The sequence below is a fragment of the Aminobacter aminovorans genome (assembly GCF_900445235.1).
GTDB classification, from domain to species: Bacteria; Pseudomonadota; Alphaproteobacteria; order Rhizobiales; family Rhizobiaceae; genus Aminobacter; species Aminobacter aminovorans.
The window spans coordinates 2,790,324-2,809,434 of sequence record NZ_UFSM01000001.1; the positions used below are offsets into that span (position 1 = coordinate 2,790,324).

The window sequence follows — 19,111 nt, forward strand, 5'->3', positions numbered from 1 at the left end:
TGGCTATGCGCGGGGCTCAATCTAGACCAATGATGCGGCCGCGCAACCCGACCTTCAACAGAGCGGCTGTGCGCAAATGCATGGGCGAGAACGAACGTGGCGACAAATTTTGATGGGCTGCTGCAGGCCTTCAGAGGTTTTCTCGAGGCAACCGATTCGGTGACGCCAGTGGGCGAATTCCTCGGCGACATCGACTGGGACATGCCTGTGCGTCCGTTGAAGCCGCATGCTGTCGCGTGCGCACGCCTTCTCGACCGCGCCGTCGAATTGGCTACGGCCGGCTGCCGTCCCTTGGCTGAGCTTGTGGTGCGGCATCGCGGCGAACTGCACTGGGGCCAGACCTACACGGCGGCGGATTTCGGGCAGCGCTTCCTCGACAATTACGGCTGGGTGGAGATGTTCGGCACGCGCGGCCACTATGCCAACGACACGGTGGCGGGCGGCTTCCTCGTGCTTGGCCCTGATGTCGAATATCCCGACCACCACCACCTTGCCGAAGAGATCTACATCCCGCTGACCGGCGGCACGGCGTGGCGAATGGGCGATGCGCCGTTCGGCCCGCGCGATGCAGGAGAAGTGATCCACCACGCCGCCAATGTGAACCACGCCATGCGCACCGGCGGCGAGCCGCTGCTCGCGCTCTATCTCTGGCGCGGCGGGCCGCTGGCGGCCAAGTCGACGGTTTCAGGAACAGCCGCTGGCGGAAGGGCCTGAACCATGGCCAAGGCGATCATGCTCCAGGGCACCGGCTCGGATGTCGGCAAAACAGTGCTGGTGGCCGGCCTGTGCCGGGCGGCGCGCAATCGCGGCATGCAGGTCCGGCCATTCAAGCCGCAGAACATGTCGAACAATGCCGCGGTCGCCGACATTCCCGGCGCGGCAGGCGGCGGCGAGATAGGCCGCGCGCAGTGGCTTCAGGCGATAGCCTGCGGGGTCAAGCCGTCGATCCACATGAACCCGGTGCTGCTCAAGCCGCAGAGCGACATCGGCAGCCAGATCGTGGTGCAGGGCAAGGTCTTCGGTTACGCCAAGGCGCGCGATTATCAGGAACTGAAGCCCAAGCTGATGGGCGCGGTGCTCGATTCCTGGCAGAAACTGGGCGAGGGCGCCGAGCTGATCGTCGTCGAGGGCGCCGGTTCGCCGGCCGAGATCAACCTGCGCCCGCGCGATATCGCCAATATGGGCTTCGCCACCCGCGCCGGCGTGCCCGTCATCCTCGTCGGCGATATCGATCGCGGCGGGGTCATCGCCTCGGTTGCCGGCACGCATCTGATCCTGCCGGAAGACGATCGGCGTATGATCGTCGGCTATCTGATCAACAAGTTCCGCGGCGATGCCAGCCTGTTCGACGACGGCATCAAGGCAATCGGGCATTTCACCGGCTGGCCATGCTTCGGCGTCGTGCCGTGGCTCAAGGCGGCAGCGCTGCTGCCTTCGGAGGATTCGGTGATCCTCGAAAGGCTGGCGGGCGGGGAAGAGCGGGCGCTCAAGGTTGCCGTGCCGATGCTCGGCCGCATCGCCAATTTCGACGATCTCGACCCGCTGCGTGCCGAACCGCAGGTCGAAGTGGTTTTCGTGCCGCCGGGGCAGCGGCTGCCCGAGGATGCCGGGCTGGTCGTCATTCCGGGGTCGAAATCGACGATCGGCGACCTGCTGCTGTTCCGCGAAAATGGCTGGGACCGCGACCTCGAGGCACATCGCCGGCGCGGCGGTCATGTCGTCGGCATCTGCGGCGGTTACCAGATGCTCGGCCGTATTGTGCACGACCCGCTGGGCATCGAAGGCAGCGTGACGCGCGCCGAAGGTCTCGGTCTGCTCGACGTCGAGACGGTGATGGCGCCGGAAAAGACCGTGCGCAATGTCGAGGCGCGCTCGGTGCGCTATGGCGAGCCACTGTCCGGCTACGAAATCCATCTGGGCAAGACCACGGGCGCCGATTGCGTCAGGCCGACAGCCGTCATCAACGGCGTCGATGATGGTGCGACCTCGGCCGACGGCAAGGTGTTCGGCACCTATATGCACGGCCTGTTCGGCGCCGACGGTTTCCGCGGGCGGTTCCTCGAAAGTCTTGGCATCAGGGGCGGCGGCATCGACTACCGCGCCGAAGTCGAGCGCGCCCTCGACGAGATTGCCGAACAGCTCGAACGCCACCTCGACTGCGACGCGATTTTTGCTGCCGCGCGCTGAAGTTTGTCAGGCGGCCGGTTCGCCTGCTTTCGGCCAGTAGGTGCCGACACTCCAGACATTGCCCTCGGGGTCGCGGCAGATGAACTCGCGGCTGCCGTAAGCGCGATCGGTGAGTTGCTGGACGATATCGGCGCCTGCCGCCTTGGCCCTGGCATGGACGACGTCGACATCTTCGACCGCCAGATAGATGGCCTTGCCGCCATTGTGGCCGGGTTCGCCAACGATGGCGCCGAAGGCATCGGCGCGAGACGACCCGATCATGATCATCGACGATCCGAGCCCGAGTTCGGCGTGACCGACGTCGGCGCCGTCCATGTATTTGGCATGGACGAGAAAGCCGAAGGCTGTTGCGAGCCAGTCAATCATGGCGGCGGCATTGGCGTAGCGCAGCGTCGGGAATATGCGGGGAGCTTCCGGGGTAGGCATCTGGCGCCTCCTGTGGCGTTGAACGATCACCCAGTGTGGCCGCGTGCCTGATGGCGGTATTGAACAAATGTAACCGGCTCAGCCGAGCCCGGTCGGTGTGGCGCCGGCAAGCGCGCGGAACTCGCGCACCATGTGGGCCTGATCGGCATATCCGCACTCAACCGCAAGATCGGCCCAGCCTGTGCGATCCGCCCGTTTTGACAGGTTTGCGGCGCGATTGAACCTGACGATACGCGCGATGGATTTCGGCCCGACGCCGACCTGGTCGGCGAAGCGGGCGGCCAGGTGCTTGCGGCTCCAGCCGATCTCGTCGGCGATGGATGCGACACGGGCCCGGCCGCCGCTGGCGACGATCTTTGCCAGGGCCCAGCCGATTTCATCGGAGATGGCCGGCATCCTCGTCAGCCGTTCGATGATGAAAGCCTCGGTCATGTCGAGCCGCCGATGCCATTGGGTTTCATCGCCAAGCCGTTGTCGAAGCCGATGGCCGGCGCTGCCGAGCACCTCGTCGAAAGCTACCATGCGGTCGGCAAGCTCGCTCATCGGCAGGCTGAAGAAGCGCCTGGCGCCAAGCGGCGTGAAATTGACCTGGATGCAGCAGGCCCGGCCAAAGGAATCGATGATCACCGGTCCGGCGTGGATGCCAGCGGCAAAGCTTGCAAAGCGATCATTGTCTAGGGGTGCCCGGCTCAGGCCGATGGCGAAGGCTTCGCCGAAACTGATGATCAGCGGAACATGTAGCGAAGCGACCTCGGTCTGCCTGACATAGACCGGGACAAGTTCGCGAAAACCTATGAGTTCGGTGACGATGCCGGCGAGTTGTGGCGAAGGCGTGCGCCGCACGAATTCGAACTGCGCCGGGGCAGGCTCATCAGGTGTCTCGTCGCGTTGGCCGCTTGCCATGTCATGGCTCCGCTGGGGCAAACGGACGATATCAGCCAGGGGTCAGACGGTCAAAACGCCGTCACAGGCCGATCATCACGCGCAGCGGGTTGGTGGGGTCGATGAGCAGGCGGATGGCCAGTGCGACGCAGGTGCAGACCAGCAGCGGCTTGATCAGCTTTGCGCCGTTGCGCATTGCCATGTGGGCGCCAAGCCGTGCGCCGAGGAACTGGGCAATGCCCATCAGAAGCCCGATCTTCCAGGCGACCACGCCGACAAGCGCGAAGGCGATGAAGCTGCCGACATTGGAGGCGAAGTTGAGCAGCTTGGTATGGGCGGTGGCCTTGAGCACGCCGTAGCCGGCCAGGGTGACGAAGGCGAGCATGAAGAACGAGCCGGCGCCGGGGCCGAACACGCCGTCATAGAAGCCGATCAGCGGCACCACTGTCAGTCCGAACAGCAGGGGCGGCAGGCGTTCGACGCGATCGACGTCATCCATGTTGGGCTTGAACGCGAAATACAGCGCAATGGTGATCAGCAGGAACGGCAGAAAGATGCGCAGGATGTCGCCGGGCAGGACCGTCGCCAGCATGGCACCGAGCATCGCGCCAACGAATGAAATGGCTGCGAACGGCAATTGCTTGCGCAGGTCGACATGGCCCTTGGCGGCGTAGCTGATGGTGGCGGAGCCCGAGCCGAACAGCGACTGCAGCTTGTTGGTGCCGAGCGCCTCGAGCGGCGGCAGGCCGGCGAGCAGCAGTGCCGGAATGGCGATCAGGCCGCCGCCGCCCGCTATGGAATCGATGAAGCCGGCGATGAAGGCGGCCGCGATCAGGATCAGCAGGGTTTCGGTGGCTATGTCGAACATCGGTTGGAGATCTGTCCAGGAGGATGAGGCCTTCGACCACAGCGCATCCGCTTGCGCAATAGCGCGTCGGCGGCAATGCTGGCCCAGCCATTGGGCCAAGTGTTTTTCGCCGTGTATTGCTCTATATCGGAACTGCAGTTGCCTCGACGGAAGGGATTCGCATGGTAACAGGATTGCTGACCCAGATTCTGAACATGTTCGAGGGCGACCCCGGCGTCCGCAAGGTCGCCGACGATCCCGTGCTTTCGGCCGAGCTGCTGCTGCTGTTCCGGATGATCCTCGCCGACGGTGTCGCCAGTGAAGCCGAGATGATCGCCTTTCGCCGGATCTGCACCGAGGCCTTCGGCATCGCCGAGAGCAGCATCGATGGCGTCATCGAATATCTCAACGAGTTCGGCTACGAGACCAACGGTTCGCAGGCCATCGCCATGTTCCGCGATCTCGATGTCGAACGACGCCGGCAACTGGCCCGCCATATGGCCGAGATCGCCAAGGCCGACGCCCATCTGGCGGAAAACGAGGTCAAGCTGCTGCGCCGCACGCTCGATCTGCTTGGCATCAGCCCTGTCGATGTGGTGAAGCCGACGATCTAGCTTTTTTCCAGGCTTGATCGCCGGGTCCACGCTGCTTCGCATCGTCCCGGCGTTGGCTAGCCTTTCAACGTGCAACTGGCACGATGAATTCGCTGCGCGAACCGGCTGCTCACCCCTGTTCCTGCAGCCGCCGGGCGATTGCCCGGTGCAGGTCGGGGGCTGCCGAGACAAGCGCCTGCGCGGCCTCGGTCTGCGGATGGTCGAGCACGTCAGATGTCTTGCCGCGCTCGACGATCCGCCCTTCATGCATGACCAGAACGTCGTCTGATATGGCGCGGGCAACGGTCAGGTCGTGGGTGATGAAGAGATAGGCGACGCCCAGCTTCTGGTTGAGCTCGGCGAACAGGTCGAGGATCTGCGCGCGGATCGAGACGTCGAGCGCCGACACAGGCTCGTCCGCCACCACCAGCTTGGGCCGGGTGATGATGGCGCGGGCGATCGACAGGCGCTGGCGCTGGCCGCCGGAAAACTCGTGCGGGTATTTCTCCATGTCGGAACGGCTGAGGCCGACTTCATGCAGGGCGCGACCGACCATGTCGCGGCGTTCCTTGCGGCCTGGCTTGCGCTCGAGAAGATGCAGCGGTTCGCCGACAAGCCGCTCGACGGTGTGACGCGGGTCGAACGAGCCGTAAGGGTCCTGGAACACCACCTGCATGTTGCGGCGGGCGCGGCGCATGGCGGTCTCGTCGGCGCGGGTAATGTCCATGCCGCGAAACTTGATGGTTCCATCGGTGGGGGTGTCGAGCGCCAGGATCATCCGCGCAAGGGTCGACTTGCCGCAGCCGGAGCGGCCGACAAGCGCCACCGAAGCACCCGGCTTCATCTTGAGCGAGACGTTGTCGACGGCGCGGACGGGTTCCGGCTTCGAAAACAGCGACCGTCGCCGGCCGGGATAGTCCCTGGTCAGATTGGCGACGTCGAGCAGTGTGTCGGGTGCGGTTTCGTCGATATGAGGCCTGACGCGGGCCGGCACGTGCATCGAGGCCAGCGCCAGCTGGCGGGTGTAGGGATGGGTTGCCTCCGACAGCGTTCGTGCGGTGTCGCCACACTCCGTCACCATGCCCTGGCGCAGGATGGTGATCCGGTCGGCCATTTCGGTGACGACGGCGAGGTCGTGCGAGATGAACAGCAGGCTCATCCGGTTTTCGCGGACCAGTTCCTTGAGCAGGTCGAGGATCTGCGCCTGCAGCACGACGTCGAGTGCGGTCGTCGGCTCGTCGGCGATCAGCAGTTTGGGCTTCAACGCGCAGGCGATGGCGATGGCGACGCGCTGGCGCTGGCCGCCGGACAATTCGTGCGGATAGCGCGACAGCGGGAATTTCTGCTCCGGCATGCCGACCCGGTCGAGGATCTTGCGTGCCTGCGCCTCAGCCTCGGCGCGGCTCGCCCTTGTGTGCCACCTGATGCCTTCGGCGACCTGCTCGCCGATCGTCTTGACCGGATTGAGCGCTGTCATCGGCTCCTGGAACACCATGCCGATGTCGTCGCCGCGCAGCGCGCACATCTGAGCCTCGGTGGCTGAGAGAATGTCGATGCCGTCAAAGGTGACACGCCCCGTCATCTGTGTTGCTGCAGGCGTGAGGCGCATGACGGCAAGTGCCGTCATGGATTTTCCCGACCCGGATTCGCCGACGAGCCCCATCACCTCGCCGGGTTCGATGGCGAGGTCGACCTCCTTCAGCACCTGCGTCCGGCCGATCCTGAGCGACAGCTTTTCGATCTCGAGCAGGCTCATGGGCGGCGCCTCGACCGCGGATCGAAGATATCCGATATGCCGTCGCCGAGCAGGTTGAGCCCAAGCACGGTGATCAGGATGGCGCAGCCGGGGAACAACGCCAGCCATGGCGACACCATCATCAGCGTCTGGGCGTCGAACAGCATGCGGCCCCAACTCGGCATCGGCGGTTGCGTGCCGAGCCCGACATAAGACAGGGCGGCCTCGGCCAGGATGCCGAGCGCGAACTGGATGGTGCCTTGCACCAGGAGCAGGTTGGCGATGTTGGGCAGGATATGCTCGACCGTGATGCGGCTCTTGTTCTTGCCGGCGGCACGGGCGGCAAGGATGTATTCGCGCGGCCAGATCGACAATGCGCCGGCACGCGCGACGCGGGCGAAGACCGGGATGTTGAAGATGCCGATGGCGATGATGGCATTGATCGCGCTCGGTCCGAAGACGGCGGTGATCATGATCGCCGACAGCAAGGCGGGGAAGGCGAAGACGAGATCGTTGAAGCGCATAAGCGACTCGTCGACCCAGCCGCCACGCGCTGCCGCCCAGCAGCCGAGCGGCACGCCGATGCCCATGCCGATGACGACCGCGACAAGCGCCACGGCGATGGAGTTGCGGGCCCCGATCATGATCATCGACAGCACGTCGCGACCGAAATGGTCGGTGCCGAACCAGTGCGCGGCGGAGGGCGGCTGCATGCGGTCCGCGACGACGAGCCTGATGACGTCGAAGGGGGTCCAGAAGAACGAGACGGCCGCCATGGCAGCGACGACCAGGGTGATGACGAGGCCGATGACGAAGGAGCGGTTGCCGAACGCGCGGCCGACGAATTCGCCGAAACCTTCGCTTTGAGGTGTCTTTTCGTTCATTGCCGTGCCCTCAGGCGCGGGTCGACCAGCGCATAGGACAGATCGACGATCAGGTTGACCAGCACCACGGCGGCGACCAGCAGCATCACCACGCTTTCGACGACGATCAGGTCGCGCTGGGTGATCGCCTGGAAGACAAGGCGTCCCAGGCCCGGCAGATAGAAGACGTTTTCGATGATGATGGTGCCGGCGAGCAGGAAGGCGAATTGCAGGCCCATAATGGTCAGCACCGGGATCATGGCGTTGCGCAGCGCGTGCCGCCACAGCACCGCGCGCATCGGCATGCCCTTGGCGCGTGCGGTGCGGATGTAGTCCTCGTTGAGCACCTCGATCAAGGCGGCGCGGGTGACGCGGGCCAGAATTGCTGCCTGCGGCAAGGCGAGGGCGAGCGCCGGCAAGACCAGCGCCTTGAGCGCCGGCCAGATTCCGTTGCCCCAGCCGGGAAAGCCGCCGGCTGGCACCAGCCGCAACCAGACGGCGAAAACATAGACAAGCAGCAGCGCGAACCAGAAATTGGGCATGGCGACGCCGACCTGTGCCATGGCCATGGCAGCGGTGTCGCCGGCCTTGCCACGGCGCGCGGCGGCGAACAGGCCGACGGGAATGGCAATGAGCGTCGAGAGCGTCAGGGAGATCACCGCAAGCGGGAAGGAGACGACAAGCCGCTCCCTGATCAGGTCGATCACCGGTACCGAATAGGTGTAGGATTTGCCGAAATCCAGCCGCAGCAGGCCGCGGATCCAGTCGACATAGCGCAGGATCAGCGGCTGGTTCAGCCCCATCTGCTCGCGCAGCAGGTTGACCTGCGCGTCACTGGCGTTCATGCCCAACATCAGCCGGGCCGGATCTCCGGGGACGACCTCGAGCATCAGGAACACGACGAGCGAGGCGACGACGAGGGTCGCAATTCCGATCAACAGGCGTTTGAGCAGATAGATCGTCATCAGGCGCAAACTGCCCGAGAAAATGCCGCTTCGAAAGCTCGCCAGGGTTGCGGACAGGCGCAGTTCACAGAACTCTTGCGATGCTCCCGGAAATAGCGGCGCTGAACCTCGTCGTGAGCGGCTTCACATGGGCAGGCAACATGCCGTGCTTCCGCCAAGCGGGTGGTGGCGCACCCGAAGGCGCGCCACCTTGTCATCAGTCGACCCACTTCACCTTGGTGAGGTCGTTGGCCTGGATGGGCGAGTTTTCCCACAGGCCTTCGACCTTGGCGTCCCAGATGCCGACCTTGGGCAGTTCGAACAGGAAGCCGTTGACGGCATCGTCGGCAAGAATCTTCTGCGCCTGCTTGTAGAGCTCGGTGCGCTTGGCCTCGTCGGAGGTCAGGTTGAGCTCGTCGATGACCTTGTTGAAGGCCGGGTTGTCGTAATTGAAGTAGTAGTCCTTGCGGGCATAGATATCGATGTCGTTGGGCTCGGTGTGCGAGACGATCGACAGGTCGTAATCCTTGTCGGTGAACACCTGCTTGAGCCAGTCGGCCCATTCGACCGGGATGATCTGCAGGTCAATGCCTATCTCGCGCAATTGCGAGGCGATGATCTCGCCGCCCTGGCGGGCGTAACCGACCGGCGGCAGCTTGAGCGTCGCCTTGAAGCCATCGGCGTGGCCCGCTTCCTTGAGCAGTTCCTTGGCCTTGGCGATGTCGTGCGGATAGGTGCCGATCAGGTCGACATAGGCCGGGTTGTGCGGGGCGATATGCGAGCCGATAGGCGTTCCCAGACCGCCGGTCGCGCCGTCGATCAGCGCCTTGCGGTCGATGGCATGCGCGATTGCCTGGCGCACCTTGAGATTGTCGAAGGGCGGCTTCTTGTTGTTGGTCGACAGCACCGTTTCGCCCTCGGTGGTGCCGATGACCACCTTGAAGCGTGGGTCGGCCTTGACCTGGGCGAGCGCGTCGCCGAGCGCGAAGTTGGGCAGCGCCTGCACGTCGCCCGAAAGCAGGGCAGGGATGGCGGCGGCGGCGTCGGGGATGATGCGGAACTCGGCCTTGTCGAGCGCTACCGGATCGCCCCAGTAGCCATCGGCCTTGACCAGCGTGATCGACGAGCCCTTGGCCCAGTTCTGGAACTTGAACGGACCGGTGCCGACAGGCTTTTCCTTGTTGGTCTCGGCGCTCTCCGGCGCAACGATCACCGCGTCGCCCCAGCCGAGATTGTAGAGGAACGAGCCGAGGGGGTTCTTGAGCGTCACCTTGACAGTCGAGGGATCGACGACCTCGATGGTGTCGATCGGCGCAAACAGGCCTTTCTGGGCGTTGACTGAGCTTTCGCCACGGGCGCGGTCGAGCGAGAACTTGACGTCGGAGGCGTCGAAGTCGCTGCCGTCATGAAATTTCACGCCGGAGCGCAGCTTGAAGGTGTAGGTCTTGCCGTCGTCGGAAATCGTCCAGCTCTCGGCCAGATCGGGCAGCACCTCGCCGCGCGAACCGATGCGCGTCAGGCCTTCGAAGACGTTGGCGTAGAAGACTTCGTCGATGGCGGCGGCTGCACCTGCGGTCGGGTCGAGATGCGGCGGCTCCAAAGGCATGCCGAGCACGAGGTCGGTGCGGGCGGCCATCGCGGCGGTGCCGGAGGCCAGCGCCAGCGCTGCGGCCGCCAGTATGGTTTTCCATTGCTTCATGCTCAGATCTCCCCGCTTCGACTTCGACGGGCCGGATAGAAGCGTGATTTCCCGGCCGAGTAAATCGCGTTTGTTGCAATTGCAGCAGTGCTGCGGAAATGATTTCTCACCGCCCAACAGCCGTTGCTTGCCCGCTCAGCCGTTGAACTGGCCGCGCAGCAAGATATCGAGGCCTATTGCCATCACCTTCGCCGACTGGACCATGTCGTCGATGCCGACCCATTCGTCCGGCCGATGGGCGAGGTCGAGGATACCCGGGCCATAGGCGATGCAATCGTACAAATGGCCGATGCGAGCGACGTGCTTCTGGTCATAGGTGCCGGGCGAGATGACATATTCCGGCTCCTTGTCGAAGATCTCGCGTATGCCCATGGCGATGGCCGACGCCACCGGCGCATCGCGCTCGGTCATCAGCGGCTGGACCTCCATGATGTCGCGGATCTCGTAGTCGAACTTCTTCCGCTCGCGCTTGAGGCGGTCGAGGATGCTGGTGACTTCGCCTTTGACGTCGACGATGTCTTCTTCCAGCAGGAAGCGGCGGTCGATGGTCAGGCGACAGGAATCGGGCACGTTGGGCGAGGGCAGGCCGGGGCGAAAATCGTCGGTCTGGCCGCCGTGGATCGAGTTGATGTTCATCGTCGAGCGCCTGGCGCCTTCCGGCACCACCGGCATGCGCGTCGCCTTGCGGTCGAGCGCGGGAAACAACTCCCGCTCGAAGGCTTCGAGCACGGCCCCCATGTGGCGGACGGCGCAGTCGCCGAGGAACGGCATGGAGCCATGTGCGATCTCGCCCTTGGTCTCGATTTCCGCCCACCAGACGCCGCGATGACCGAGGCAGATACGGTCCTTGTTGAGCGGCTCGGGAATGATGACGTGGTCGACCCTGGGCCTGGAGAAATATCCCTTGCCGGCGAGATAGGCGACGCCACCGAAACCGCCCGACTCCTCGTCGACAGTGCCTGATATCTCGATGGCGCCGGGAAAATCCGGGTTGGCTTCCATGAAGGCTTCGGCTGCGATGATCGAGGCCGCCAGCCCGCCCTTCATGTCGCAGGCGCCGCGGCCATAGACGCGACCGTCGCGGATCGTGCCGGCAAATGGATCGACCGACCAGCCTTCGCCCGCCTCGACGACGTCGATATGGGAATTGAAATGGACGGTGGGTCCGGCAACCCGGCCGTCGAAACGGGCAACGACATTGATGCGCGGATAGCGGTCGGTGTCGCCTGGCGTGCCTTCGGCCCTGATGTATTCGACGCCGAAGCCGCGCCTGGCCAGGCGATTGCCGAGATATTCAGCGCAAGGGCGATAGGCGTCGCCGGGCGGATTGATGGTGGGAAAACGGATCAGCTCGGCAGTCAGTTCCGCCAGTTCTTCACGGCGGTCGTCTATGATCTTGAAAAGCTTGTCATACATGCGGTCGACATTGTTCACTTTGTCTGGCTTCACCTTGCCCGGATCGTTGCCAGTCTTACGCATCCGTCAGCCGCTGTCGAGCGCGCAGGCTGCCTGTTTCGGGGCAACCCGCGCGAACCATTCCACTCACGGGCGGACGGCGGTGACCTCGATCTCGACCAGCCAGCCGGGCGCGACGAGGCCGGCGACCTGCATGACCGAGCGGGCCGGCAGATTCGGTTGTTCCTTGGTGCCGAAGAACTTGGTGTAGCCGTCCATGAAGCCGGCGAAATCCATCTTGCCGCTCTGTGCCGGATCGCCGACGAGGAAGACCTGCATCTTGACCACGTCGCCCATCTTGAGGCCGAGGCCTTCGAGGGTCTTTTCGATCGATTTCAGCACCGATTCGGTCTGTGTCCTGGTGTCGCCATAGGCGGCAAGGCTGCCCTTCTCGGCCTTCTCGTCGACGACCGAGGGCACCGCGCCGCTGACATAGACCGTCGTCTTGCCGGCGGGGACTTCGACGGCCTGGGCGATCGGAAAGTCCGAACTCGGGTTCTTGTGGCGCACGACGTCCTCAGCCATCGCGTTGCCCGAGAAGAACACCCCGGCCACGAGCGTGGCGGCGCAGATCCGCAGTGTTGTCATGTCTTTCTCCTTTTGCCGCATGAAATGAAGCAGCCAGCAGGATCACCGGCTGCTTCGGTTGCTGGAGCTGGCGCTCCAAACCTGGTAGATCCAGGCAGTCTTGTGGCCGATCGGGCCTCGATCCGTCAGCGTGCCCCGGCGACGTCTTCCGCCGTCACCGGATCCTTGTAGTCGTTGCCGAAATTGGTCCTGACATAGTTGACCACGGCGGCCACCTGGTCGTCGCTCATCATGCTGCCGACGGGCGGCATGCCCTTCTGGCCATGCAGGATGACGTAGACGGGGTAGCCGCCCGATTCCAGGTTCTCGTTCTTGGCGAGCGCCGGATATTTGCCCGCGCCGACGGCACCCTGGCCCTGGTCCATGTGGCAGGCCTGGCAGACATTGGCGTAGAGTTCCTGGCCGGTTTTTTCGGAGAAATTGTCACCGTCGCTGAAGGTTGCGCCGGCCGAGTCGGCCAGGGCAGCACTTGCCTGAAATGTGGCGAAGATGACGGCGGCGGCGATTTGGCCGGTTGAGCGTTTCGATTGCTGGGTCATGTCGACATGCCTTGCGAAAAATGAGGATGAAGGATGAGCGGTGCTGCCGTCATCCGGCCACGACGCGATGGTGCAGCCTGGTGATCGCATCGAGCGACGACAGGATCGCACCCTCCATCCACGCCGGGATGTAGGAGGCGTGTTCGCCGGCGAGCACGATGCGTCCATCGATCTGGCAAAGGTTGTCGTAGTGTTCCTTGCGAGCCTCCTCGGTCCAGTCGCCGGCACAGCCGAGCGTGAAGGGCGAGCGGTGCCAGGCCATCGAGATGCCGTTCTCGAACTCATCCTTGTATTGCGGGTGAATCATCGTGCCATATTCGACGGCGCGCTTGACGCGTTCCTCCGGCGCCATCGAGGTGAACTCGTAGGAGTGCGGCCCGTTCCAGGTGTAGGCGCCGAGCAGCACGCCCTTGCCGTTGGTGTTGAAGCTGGTGCTCGGATACGAGATCTGGGTGATCGGCAGGTCGGTGTAGCTGACGCCGCCGAAGATCAGCTCGTCCTGTTCCCAGAAACGCCGCTTGAACTGCAGGCCGACCTTGACCGACGAGGCATAAGGCACGGCTTCGATCGCCGCCTGCATCGGGGCGCCGACATTGATCTCGATCTGGCTGAGAATGGTCAGCGGAATGGTGCAGATGCACCAATCGGCCTTCTCCTCGGCCATCGTGCCCGGTTTCTGGACGTCCTCATAGGTGACGGTGACGCCCTTGTCGTCTTGATCGATCTTCGAGACCTTGGCATTGTAGGTGATCAGGTCGCCAACCTCCTTGGTGAAGGCCTTGCCGATCATGTCGATGCCGCCGACCGGCTGGAACATCGTCGTCTGGAACTCGTAGAGGGCGAAATTGGCGAGGCTGCCCCACAGGCCCGAGCTCAATATGTCGGTCAGGGCAATCGGATCGCTCGGCACGGGGGCAGCACCGAGGCCGCCGCCGGGGTCCTTGGCGAAGCCGCGGAATTCGGAGGTCGCTATGCTTTTAGTGTAGGCATAGTCCTTGTCGAGCGCGCCCCAGGAGCGCAGGGCCTCGACCAGCATCTCCTGGTCTTCCTTGGTGACGCCGCCTTCGAGCTTGCCGGTGTGGGCAACCTTGGCGAGCAGTTCGGAGACATGGCCCTGGAAGTCGATCTTGATGTCGCGCACGCGCTGCGGCTTGCCGCCGAAGGCCTTGGACGAATGCAGGAAGGCGTTGTGGTTGAGCTGCTGGAACGGCTCCAGCGCGACGCCGAGGCGCCGGCAATAGGCGAGCAGACCGTTGTGGTGATAAGGGATGCGCCACGGGCCGGGATTGATGTAGAGGCCTTCGTCGAATTCGCATTTCTGCGTCGCGCCGCCGAGCTCGGTGTAGGTGTCGCCGCCGCGCAGCGTCCAGTTACGCCCGCCCGACCTGTTGTTGTATTCGAGGATCTTGACCTTGTATCCGGCCTGCCGGAGCTCGAGTGCGGCCGTCATGCCGGCGAGGCCGGCACCCAGGATAAGCACGCTGGCGCCTTTCGGATCGCCCTCCAGCTTGACCGGTCCCTTGTAGCCTGACTCGACTGCGAGACCGAGGCTGGTCATCGCCTGGTACATCGCCGCCGTGCCGGCCGTAAGGCCGATCAACGACAGCAGGTTTCGCCTGCTCATACCGCTCAAGTACTGGCCGCTAAAATATTGGGATGGTTGCATTTCTGAGATCCTCCGGGCGACGGTCCGCTGTTGGCCGCACGTTATCCGGCTGGAGCATCTTGGAACGTGGCTCCAGCTGCGAGGGGCAGCCTATGCCCATGCCGGGTCGAGTCAACTGGGCCAGATGGGGCGGCGAGGGGCACTGACTTGGGCCACCTGAAAGCCGGCAAAATTCGCGATCACTACCTCAGGTGGTGAGTTCGGTTGTATTCATCTTCCACGTTCAGTTTTACCATCCGTACAGATTTTCATGCTCCCATCTTCGGTGGGCAGGGAAAATACTGCCGGTTCGGGGAGTGTGCGAAGGATGTACAAGGCTCTCTTCATGGCCGCCGCATTGGGCTTTGCTGGCGTTCCAACTCAGGCACTTGCAGATGTTCTTGTCGCGCGGGTCAGTATCGCGACGCAGACCATGACCGTCAGCTTCGACGGGCGGGTGATCCATCAATGGCCGGTTTCGACGGCACGCAGGGGATATGTCACGCCGCGCGGCAGCTGGCGGCCGAAGCGCCTGCACCGGATGTGGTACTCGCAGAAATACGACAATTCGCCTATGCCCTATTCGGTGTTCTACAATGGCGGCTACGCCATCCATGGCACGGGTGCGGTCAGGCAACTGGGCCGTCCGGCATCGCATGGCTGCGTCCGGCTGCAGACGGCGAATGCCGCGAGATTCTATTCGCTGGTCAGGGAAGTCGGTGCGGGCAACACGCGGATCGTCGTGACCAATTAGCGCGTGCTGGCGGAAACATACGTGCCATTTGCGCCGATATCGGCATTTCTGTTGCAGAATTGCTTCATGCCGCAATGAAAGAGCTTGAACTGGACGGCTCAAGAATTGCCGTCGATCAAGACGGTGCTAATGTGACCGCCAATTGAGTTTCGGGGCGACGTGCCTGCGAAAAGGCCGGGGAGTGGGGGCTCCTCGGCCTTTCATTTCTGGCGTGACTTTAGCCGTCTGGTCTAAGTTCTTGTCGCACTATAGACAAATTTTGCCGTAGAGAGCCGTTTTCGGGCATTTCCTTTCAGCTGCCGCCTCGCTAGGACTCTTGTTCAGGGAGGCCCGCCGGATGACGTCAGAACCGCATGTAGCGCTTTCGGAACCCGTCTCCGACGAGGTCCGCAAGACCACCTGCTATATGTGCGCCTGCCGCTGTGGCATCGACGTCCATCTCAAGGACGGCAAGGTCCGCTACATCGAGGGCAACCGCGACCATCCGGTCAATCGCGGCGTTCTGTGCGCCAAGGGTTCGGCCGGCATCATGCAGCACTATGCGCCGGCGCGGCTGCGCGCGCCGCTGCTCAGGACCGGGCCGCGCGGCTCGGGCGAGTTCAAGGAGATTTCCTGGGACGAGGCGCTGGAACTGGCGACCGGCTGGCTGGACGGCGTGCGCCAGGCCGATCCGAAGAAGCTGGCCTTCTTCACCGGCCGCGATCAGTCGCAGTCGCTGACCGGCTTCTGGGCCCAGCAGTTCGGCACGCCCAACTATGCCGCCCATGGTGGCTTTTGCTCGGTCAACATGGCGGCCGCCGGCATCATGACCATCGGCGGGGCCTTCTGGGAATTCGGCGCGCCCGACTGGGACCGGACCAAGCTGTTCGTGATGTTCGGCGTGGCGGAGGACCACGATTCCAACCCGCTCAAGATCGGCATTTCGAAGCTCAAGAAGCGCGGCGCCCGCTTCGTCTCGGTCAATCCGGTGCGCACCGGCTATTCGGCAGTCGCCGACAACTGGATCGGCATCCGCCCCGGCACCGACGGCCTGCTGATCCTCGCCGTCATACATGAACTGCTGAAGGCGCGGAAAATCGATGTCGACTACATCGTGCGCTATTCCAACGCGACCTGGCTGGTCGTGGATGCGCCCGGAACCGCCGAGCACGGGCTATTCGTCCGCGATGCCGAGGGCAAGCCGCAGATCTTCGAATCCGTCACCGAACAGGTCGTGGCTTTGGGCAGCAAAGGCGCGCGGGCCGCACTTTCCGGGCGTGTCGAGCTGCCCGACGGCCGCTTTGCCGTGCCGTCGTTCCAACTGCTCGCCGAAAAATACCTCGACCCGCAATATGCGCCGGAGGCGGTCGCCGGGGAAACCGGCGTCGCCGCCGACGTCATCCGGGGCCTCGCTGCCGAGATCGCGCGCGTCGCCTTCGACGAGGCGATCACGATCGATCAGCCCTGGACCGACATGAATGGCGAGCGCCATGAGGCGTTTGTCGGGCGTCCGGTGTCGTTCCATGCCATGCGCGGGCTTTCGGCGCATTCGAACGGCTTCCAGACGGCGCGCGCCCTGCACATGCTGCAGGTGCTGATCGGCGCCGTCGACTGCCCCGGTGCCTTCCGCTTCGAGCCGCCTTATCCCAAGCCGATCGAGGCGCATCCGACGCCGCACGGCAAGGCCGAGCATTTCGGCTCCAACAAGCCGCTGTCGGGCCCGCATCTCGGTTTTCCGCGTGGGCCGGAAGATCTGCTGATCGACGCCGACGGCAAACCGATGCGCATCGACAAGGCGTTTTCCTGGGATGCGCCGATCTCTGCCCATGGGCTGATGCACATGGTGATCGCCAACGCCCATGCCGGCGATCCGTACCCGATCGATCTGATGTTCCTCTACATGGCCAATATGGCGTGGAACTCGTCGATGAACACCGCGGGCGTCATCAAGATGCTCGAGGACAAGGATCCCGCGACGGGCGCCTACCGCATCCCGAAGATCATATATTCGGACGCCTATTCCTCCGAAATGGTCGCTTATGCCGATCTGGTGCTGCCCGACACGACCTACCTCGAGAGGCACGACTGCATTTCGCTGCTTGACCGGCCGATCTCCGAGCCGGATGCGGTCCAGGACGCCATCCGTTGGCCGGTGGTCGAGCCGGATCGGAATGTGCGCGGCTTCCAGAGCGTGCTGATCGACCTTGGCGCACGGCTCAAGCTGCCCGGTTTCGTCGACAGCCGGGGCAAGGCGCTCTATGCGGACTATGCCGACTATATCGTGCGCCACGAAAGGCGGCCTGGCATCGGGCCGCTTGCCGGCTTCCGCGGCAGCAATGGCGACCGTGCCGGGCGCGGGGCGATCAACCGTAACCAGCTCGATCGCTACATTGAGAACGGCTCGTTCTTCTCAGCGCATATCCCGCTCGAAGCGCAGTTCTTCAAGCACGCCAACAAGGCCTATCAGGATTTTGCCGTGCGCATGGGCTTCTTCGACGAGCCGAAGCCGGTGACCTTCCAGCTCTACCAGGAATCACTGCAGAAATTCCGGCTCTCGGCCGAAGGCCTGCGTGAACCGGTGGCGCCCGAGACGCATCGCGAGCGCATCCTCGCCACCTTCGATCCGCTGCCGATGTGGTACCGGCCGTTCGAGGAGGCGGCGGTCAGCCGCGAGGACTATCCCTATCATGCCATCACCCAGCGACCGGCGGCGATGTACCATTCCTGGGGCTCGATGAATGCCTGGCTCAGGCAGATCCATACACGGAACCCGCTCTATGTGCCTGATCCGATCTGCGACGAGATCGGGCTCGTCGATGGCGACTGGGTCTGGGTGATTTCGCATCACGGCCGCATCAAGGTCGAGGTCGCGCGGATGGAGGCGGTCAATTCGAGCACGATCTGGACATGGAATGCGATCGGCAAGCGCGCGGGCGCCTGGGCGCTCGACAAGGATGCGCCCGAAGCCAAAAAAGGCTTCCTGATGAATCACTTGATCCATGAACTTCTACCCCCGAAGGGCGACGGTATGCGCTGGTCGAACTCGGATCCGGTGACCGGCCAGGCGGCGTGGTACGACCTGCGCGTCCGCATCGAGAAAGCCGAACCGGCCGAGGTCAGCGAGCCGCATCTTGCCGCCGTCGCGCAACCCGGCGGAGGGCGTCCGCATGTCGACGAGCTGCGCTATGGCCAGGAGTGGGCGAAATGACCAGCCTGCCGTCACTGCCGACACCGAAGAAGCTTGGCCTGGTCATCGACCTCGACGTCTGCGTCGGCTGCCATGCCTGCGTCATCAGCTGCAAGGAGTGGAACACCGGCGGCTATGGCGCGGCGCTGTCCGACCAGGACCCGTATGGGGCCGATGTTTCCGGCACCTTCCTCAATCGCATCCACACCTTCGAGGTCGTGCCGGAGGGCGGGCACGTGATCGGCGAGGCGGGAGAGGCACGCATCGTGCATTTCCCCAAGTCATGCCTGCATTGCGACGATGCGCCCTGCGTCACCGCCTGTCCGACAGGCGCCTCCTACAAGCGCGCCGAAGACGGCATCGTGCTTGTCGACGAGAGCAAATGCATCGGCTGTGGCCTGTGCGCCTGGTCGTGCGCCTATGGCGCGCGCGAGATGGATCTGGCCGCCGGGGTGATGAAGAAATGCACCTTGTGCGTCGACCGCATCTACAACGAGACGCTCAAGGAGGTCGACCGGGTGCCGTCCTGTGTCCGGACGTGCCCGGCCAATGCCCGGCATTTCGGCGATCTCGGCGATGCCTCATCAGAGGTCTCGCGCATGGTGGCCGAGCGCGGCGGCTACGACCTGATGCCGGAGCAGGGCACGCGCCCGACCAACAAGTACCTGCCGCCACGGCCGCGCACGCCGCTGGCCGCGCCTGCCGGTTCTGCCGTGCTGGCCGAGAACACCGACGGCGCCAAAGGTTTCTTTGCCTGGCTCGACGGCATGCTGGACCGGATCTGAACC

At 63.9% G+C, this 19,111-nt stretch carries 17 protein-coding genes; 6 read left to right on the top strand and 11 right to left on the bottom strand.

Going from position 1 to position 19,111, the window contains the following annotated elements; genetic code table 11:
* Positions 1 to 96: 96 nt before the first annotated feature.
* Together DY201_RS13720 and DY201_RS13725 are read left to right on the top strand one after the other, a co-directional pair.
* Positions 97 to 714 carry a dimethylsulfonioproprionate lyase family protein gene (locus DY201_RS13720; RefSeq protein ID WP_115731678.1) on the top strand — a complete coding sequence of 206 codons (618 nt, stop codon included), beginning with the start codon at positions 97 to 99 and terminating at the stop codon, positions 712 to 714.
* A 3-nt stretch (positions 715 to 717) separates the two neighbouring features.
* The gene (locus DY201_RS13725; protein WP_115731679.1) at positions 718 to 2,187 is read left to right on the top strand and encodes a cobyric acid synthase; all 1,470 of its coding nucleotides are present in this window, start codon (positions 718 to 720) and stop codon (positions 2,185 to 2,187) included.
* Positions 2,188 to 2,193: 6 nt separating this feature from the next.
* Here DY201_RS13725 and DY201_RS13730 read toward each other — a convergent pair whose 3' ends face one another.
* The 3 genes from DY201_RS13730 to DY201_RS13740 form a co-directional block, all read right to left on the bottom strand.
* A complete protein-coding gene (locus DY201_RS13730; RefSeq protein WP_115731680.1) occupies positions 2,194 to 2,613 on the bottom strand; it encodes a VOC family protein in 420 nt (139 codons plus the stop codon).
* 78 nt (positions 2,614 to 2,691) lie between these two features.
* On the bottom strand, positions 2,692 to 3,516 hold the full coding sequence (locus DY201_RS13735) for a helix-turn-helix domain-containing protein (protein ID WP_115731681.1): 825 nt from the start codon (positions 3,514 to 3,516) through the stop codon (positions 2,692 to 2,694).
* Positions 3,517 to 3,577: 61 nt separating this feature from the next.
* The gene (locus DY201_RS13740) at positions 3,578 to 4,363 is read right to left on the bottom strand and encodes a TSUP family transporter (protein ID WP_115731682.1); all 786 of its coding nucleotides are present in this window, start codon (positions 4,361 to 4,363) and stop codon (positions 3,578 to 3,580) included.
* Between the two features lie 161 nt (positions 4,364 to 4,524).
* Between DY201_RS13740 and DY201_RS13745 the strand changes: the two genes are divergently transcribed.
* Positions 4,525 to 4,956: a tellurite resistance TerB family protein gene (locus tag DY201_RS13745; protein WP_115731683.1), complete on the top strand. Its 432-nt coding sequence runs from the start codon at positions 4,525 to 4,527 to the stop codon at positions 4,954 to 4,956.
* A gap of 109 nt (positions 4,957 to 5,065) precedes the next feature.
* Here DY201_RS13745 and DY201_RS13750 read toward each other — a convergent pair whose 3' ends face one another.
* From DY201_RS13750 to DY201_RS13785, 8 genes are all read right to left on the bottom strand, one after another.
* A complete protein-coding gene (locus DY201_RS13750) occupies positions 5,066 to 6,691 on the bottom strand; it encodes an ABC transporter ATP-binding protein (RefSeq protein ID WP_115731684.1) in 1,626 nt (541 codons plus the stop codon).
* Positions 6,688 to 7,554, bottom strand: a complete 867-nt coding sequence (locus DY201_RS13755; RefSeq protein ID WP_115731685.1) for an ABC transporter permease — start codon at positions 7,552 to 7,554, stop codon at positions 6,688 to 6,690. The genes DY201_RS13750 and DY201_RS13755 overlap by 4 nt, the downstream gene beginning before the upstream one ends.
* Positions 7,551 to 8,498, bottom strand: coding sequence for an ABC transporter permease (locus tag DY201_RS13760; RefSeq protein ID WP_115731686.1), 948 nt, complete (start codon positions 8,496 to 8,498; stop codon positions 7,551 to 7,553). Before DY201_RS13760 ends, DY201_RS13755 begins: the two co-directional genes overlap by 4 nt.
* A 196-nt stretch (positions 8,499 to 8,694) precedes the next feature.
* Entirely contained in the window at positions 8,695 to 10,176 is a 1,482-nt protein-coding gene (locus DY201_RS13765; protein ID WP_115731687.1) for an ABC transporter substrate-binding protein, read from the bottom strand.
* Between the two features lie 135 nt (positions 10,177 to 10,311).
* Complete coding sequence (locus DY201_RS13770; protein ID WP_115733780.1) at positions 10,312 to 11,592, bottom strand: acetylornithine deacetylase/succinyl-diaminopimelate desuccinylase family protein; 1,281 nt, start codon at positions 11,590 to 11,592, stop codon at positions 10,312 to 10,314.
* 126 nt (positions 11,593 to 11,718) lie between these two features.
* Positions 11,719 to 12,219 (bottom strand): RidA family protein, encoded by a 501-nt coding sequence (locus DY201_RS13775; RefSeq protein ID WP_115733781.1) that lies wholly within the window; start codon positions 12,217 to 12,219, stop codon positions 11,719 to 11,721.
* Between the two features lie 125 nt (positions 12,220 to 12,344).
* A complete protein-coding gene (locus DY201_RS13780) occupies positions 12,345 to 12,758 on the bottom strand; it encodes a c-type cytochrome (protein ID WP_115731688.1) in 414 nt (137 codons plus the stop codon).
* 49 nt (positions 12,759 to 12,807) lie between these two features.
* The gene (locus DY201_RS13785; protein ID WP_245431993.1) at positions 12,808 to 14,424 is read right to left on the bottom strand and encodes a flavin monoamine oxidase family protein; all 1,617 of its coding nucleotides are present in this window, start codon (positions 14,422 to 14,424) and stop codon (positions 12,808 to 12,810) included.
* 307 nt (positions 14,425 to 14,731) lie between these two features.
* Between DY201_RS13785 and DY201_RS13790 the strand changes: the two genes are divergently transcribed.
* The 3 genes from DY201_RS13790 to DY201_RS13800 all read left to right on the top strand — a co-directional run bounded on the left by DY201_RS13790 (position 14,732) and on the right by DY201_RS13800 (position 19,108).
* The gene (locus tag DY201_RS13790; RefSeq protein ID WP_115731690.1) at positions 14,732 to 15,157 is read left to right on the top strand and encodes a L,D-transpeptidase; all 426 of its coding nucleotides are present in this window, start codon (positions 14,732 to 14,734) and stop codon (positions 15,155 to 15,157) included.
* Between the two features lie 337 nt (positions 15,158 to 15,494).
* The gene (locus tag DY201_RS13795; protein WP_115733782.1) at positions 15,495 to 18,344 is read left to right on the top strand and encodes a molybdopterin oxidoreductase family protein; all 2,850 of its coding nucleotides are present in this window, start codon (positions 15,495 to 15,497) and stop codon (positions 18,342 to 18,344) included.
* The gene (locus DY201_RS13800; RefSeq protein ID WP_115731691.1) at positions 18,341 to 19,108 is read left to right on the top strand and encodes a 4Fe-4S dicluster domain-containing protein; all 768 of its coding nucleotides are present in this window, start codon (positions 18,341 to 18,343) and stop codon (positions 19,106 to 19,108) included. Before DY201_RS13795 ends, DY201_RS13800 begins: the two co-directional genes overlap by 4 nt.
* The last annotated feature ends 3 nt before the right edge of the window (positions 19,109 to 19,111 follow it).

Excerpts from the sequence above, each read along its gene's own strand:
- DY201_RS13725 (WP_115731679.1), top strand. The coding sequence starts at position 718 with ATGGCCAAGGCGATCATGCTCCAGGGCACCGGCTCGGATGTCGGCAAA.
- DY201_RS13730 (WP_115731680.1), bottom strand. The coding sequence starts at position 2,613 with ATGCCTACCCCGGAAGCTCCCCGCATATTCCCGACGCTGCGCTACGCC.
- DY201_RS13735 (WP_115731681.1), bottom strand. The coding sequence starts at position 3,516 with ATGGCAAGCGGCCAACGCGACGAGACACCTGATGAGCCTGCCCCGGCG.
- DY201_RS13740 (WP_115731682.1), bottom strand. The coding sequence starts at position 4,363 with ATGTTCGACATAGCCACCGAAACCCTGCTGATCCTGATCGCGGCCGCC.
- DY201_RS13745 (WP_115731683.1), top strand. The coding sequence starts at position 4,525 with ATGGTAACAGGATTGCTGACCCAGATTCTGAACATGTTCGAGGGCGAC.
- DY201_RS13750 (WP_115731684.1), bottom strand. The coding sequence starts at position 6,691 with ATGAGCCTGCTCGAGATCGAAAAGCTGTCGCTCAGGATCGGCCGGACG.
- DY201_RS13755 (WP_115731685.1), bottom strand. The coding sequence starts at position 7,554 with ATGAACGAAAAGACACCTCAAAGCGAAGGTTTCGGCGAATTCGTCGGC.
- DY201_RS13760 (WP_115731686.1), bottom strand. The coding sequence starts at position 8,498 with ATGACGATCTATCTGCTCAAACGCCTGTTGATCGGAATTGCGACCCTC.
- DY201_RS13765 (WP_115731687.1), bottom strand. The coding sequence starts at position 10,176 with ATGAAGCAATGGAAAACCATACTGGCGGCCGCAGCGCTGGCGCTGGCC.
- DY201_RS13770 (WP_115733780.1), bottom strand. The coding sequence starts at position 11,592 with ATGTATGACAAGCTTTTCAAGATCATAGACGACCGCCGTGAAGAACTG.
- DY201_RS13775 (WP_115733781.1), bottom strand. The coding sequence starts at position 12,219 with ATGACAACACTGCGGATCTGCGCCGCCACGCTCGTGGCCGGGGTGTTC.
- DY201_RS13780 (WP_115731688.1), bottom strand. The coding sequence starts at position 12,758 with ATGACCCAGCAATCGAAACGCTCAACCGGCCAAATCGCCGCCGCCGTC.
- DY201_RS13785 (WP_245431993.1), bottom strand. The coding sequence starts at position 14,424 with ATGCAACCATCCCAATATTTTAGCGGCCAGTACTTGAGCGGTATGAGC.
- DY201_RS13790 (WP_115731690.1), top strand. The coding sequence starts at position 14,732 with ATGTACAAGGCTCTCTTCATGGCCGCCGCATTGGGCTTTGCTGGCGTT.
- DY201_RS13795 (WP_115733782.1), top strand. The coding sequence starts at position 15,495 with ATGACGTCAGAACCGCATGTAGCGCTTTCGGAACCCGTCTCCGACGAG.
- DY201_RS13800 (WP_115731691.1), top strand. The coding sequence starts at position 18,341 with ATGACCAGCCTGCCGTCACTGCCGACACCGAAGAAGCTTGGCCTGGTC.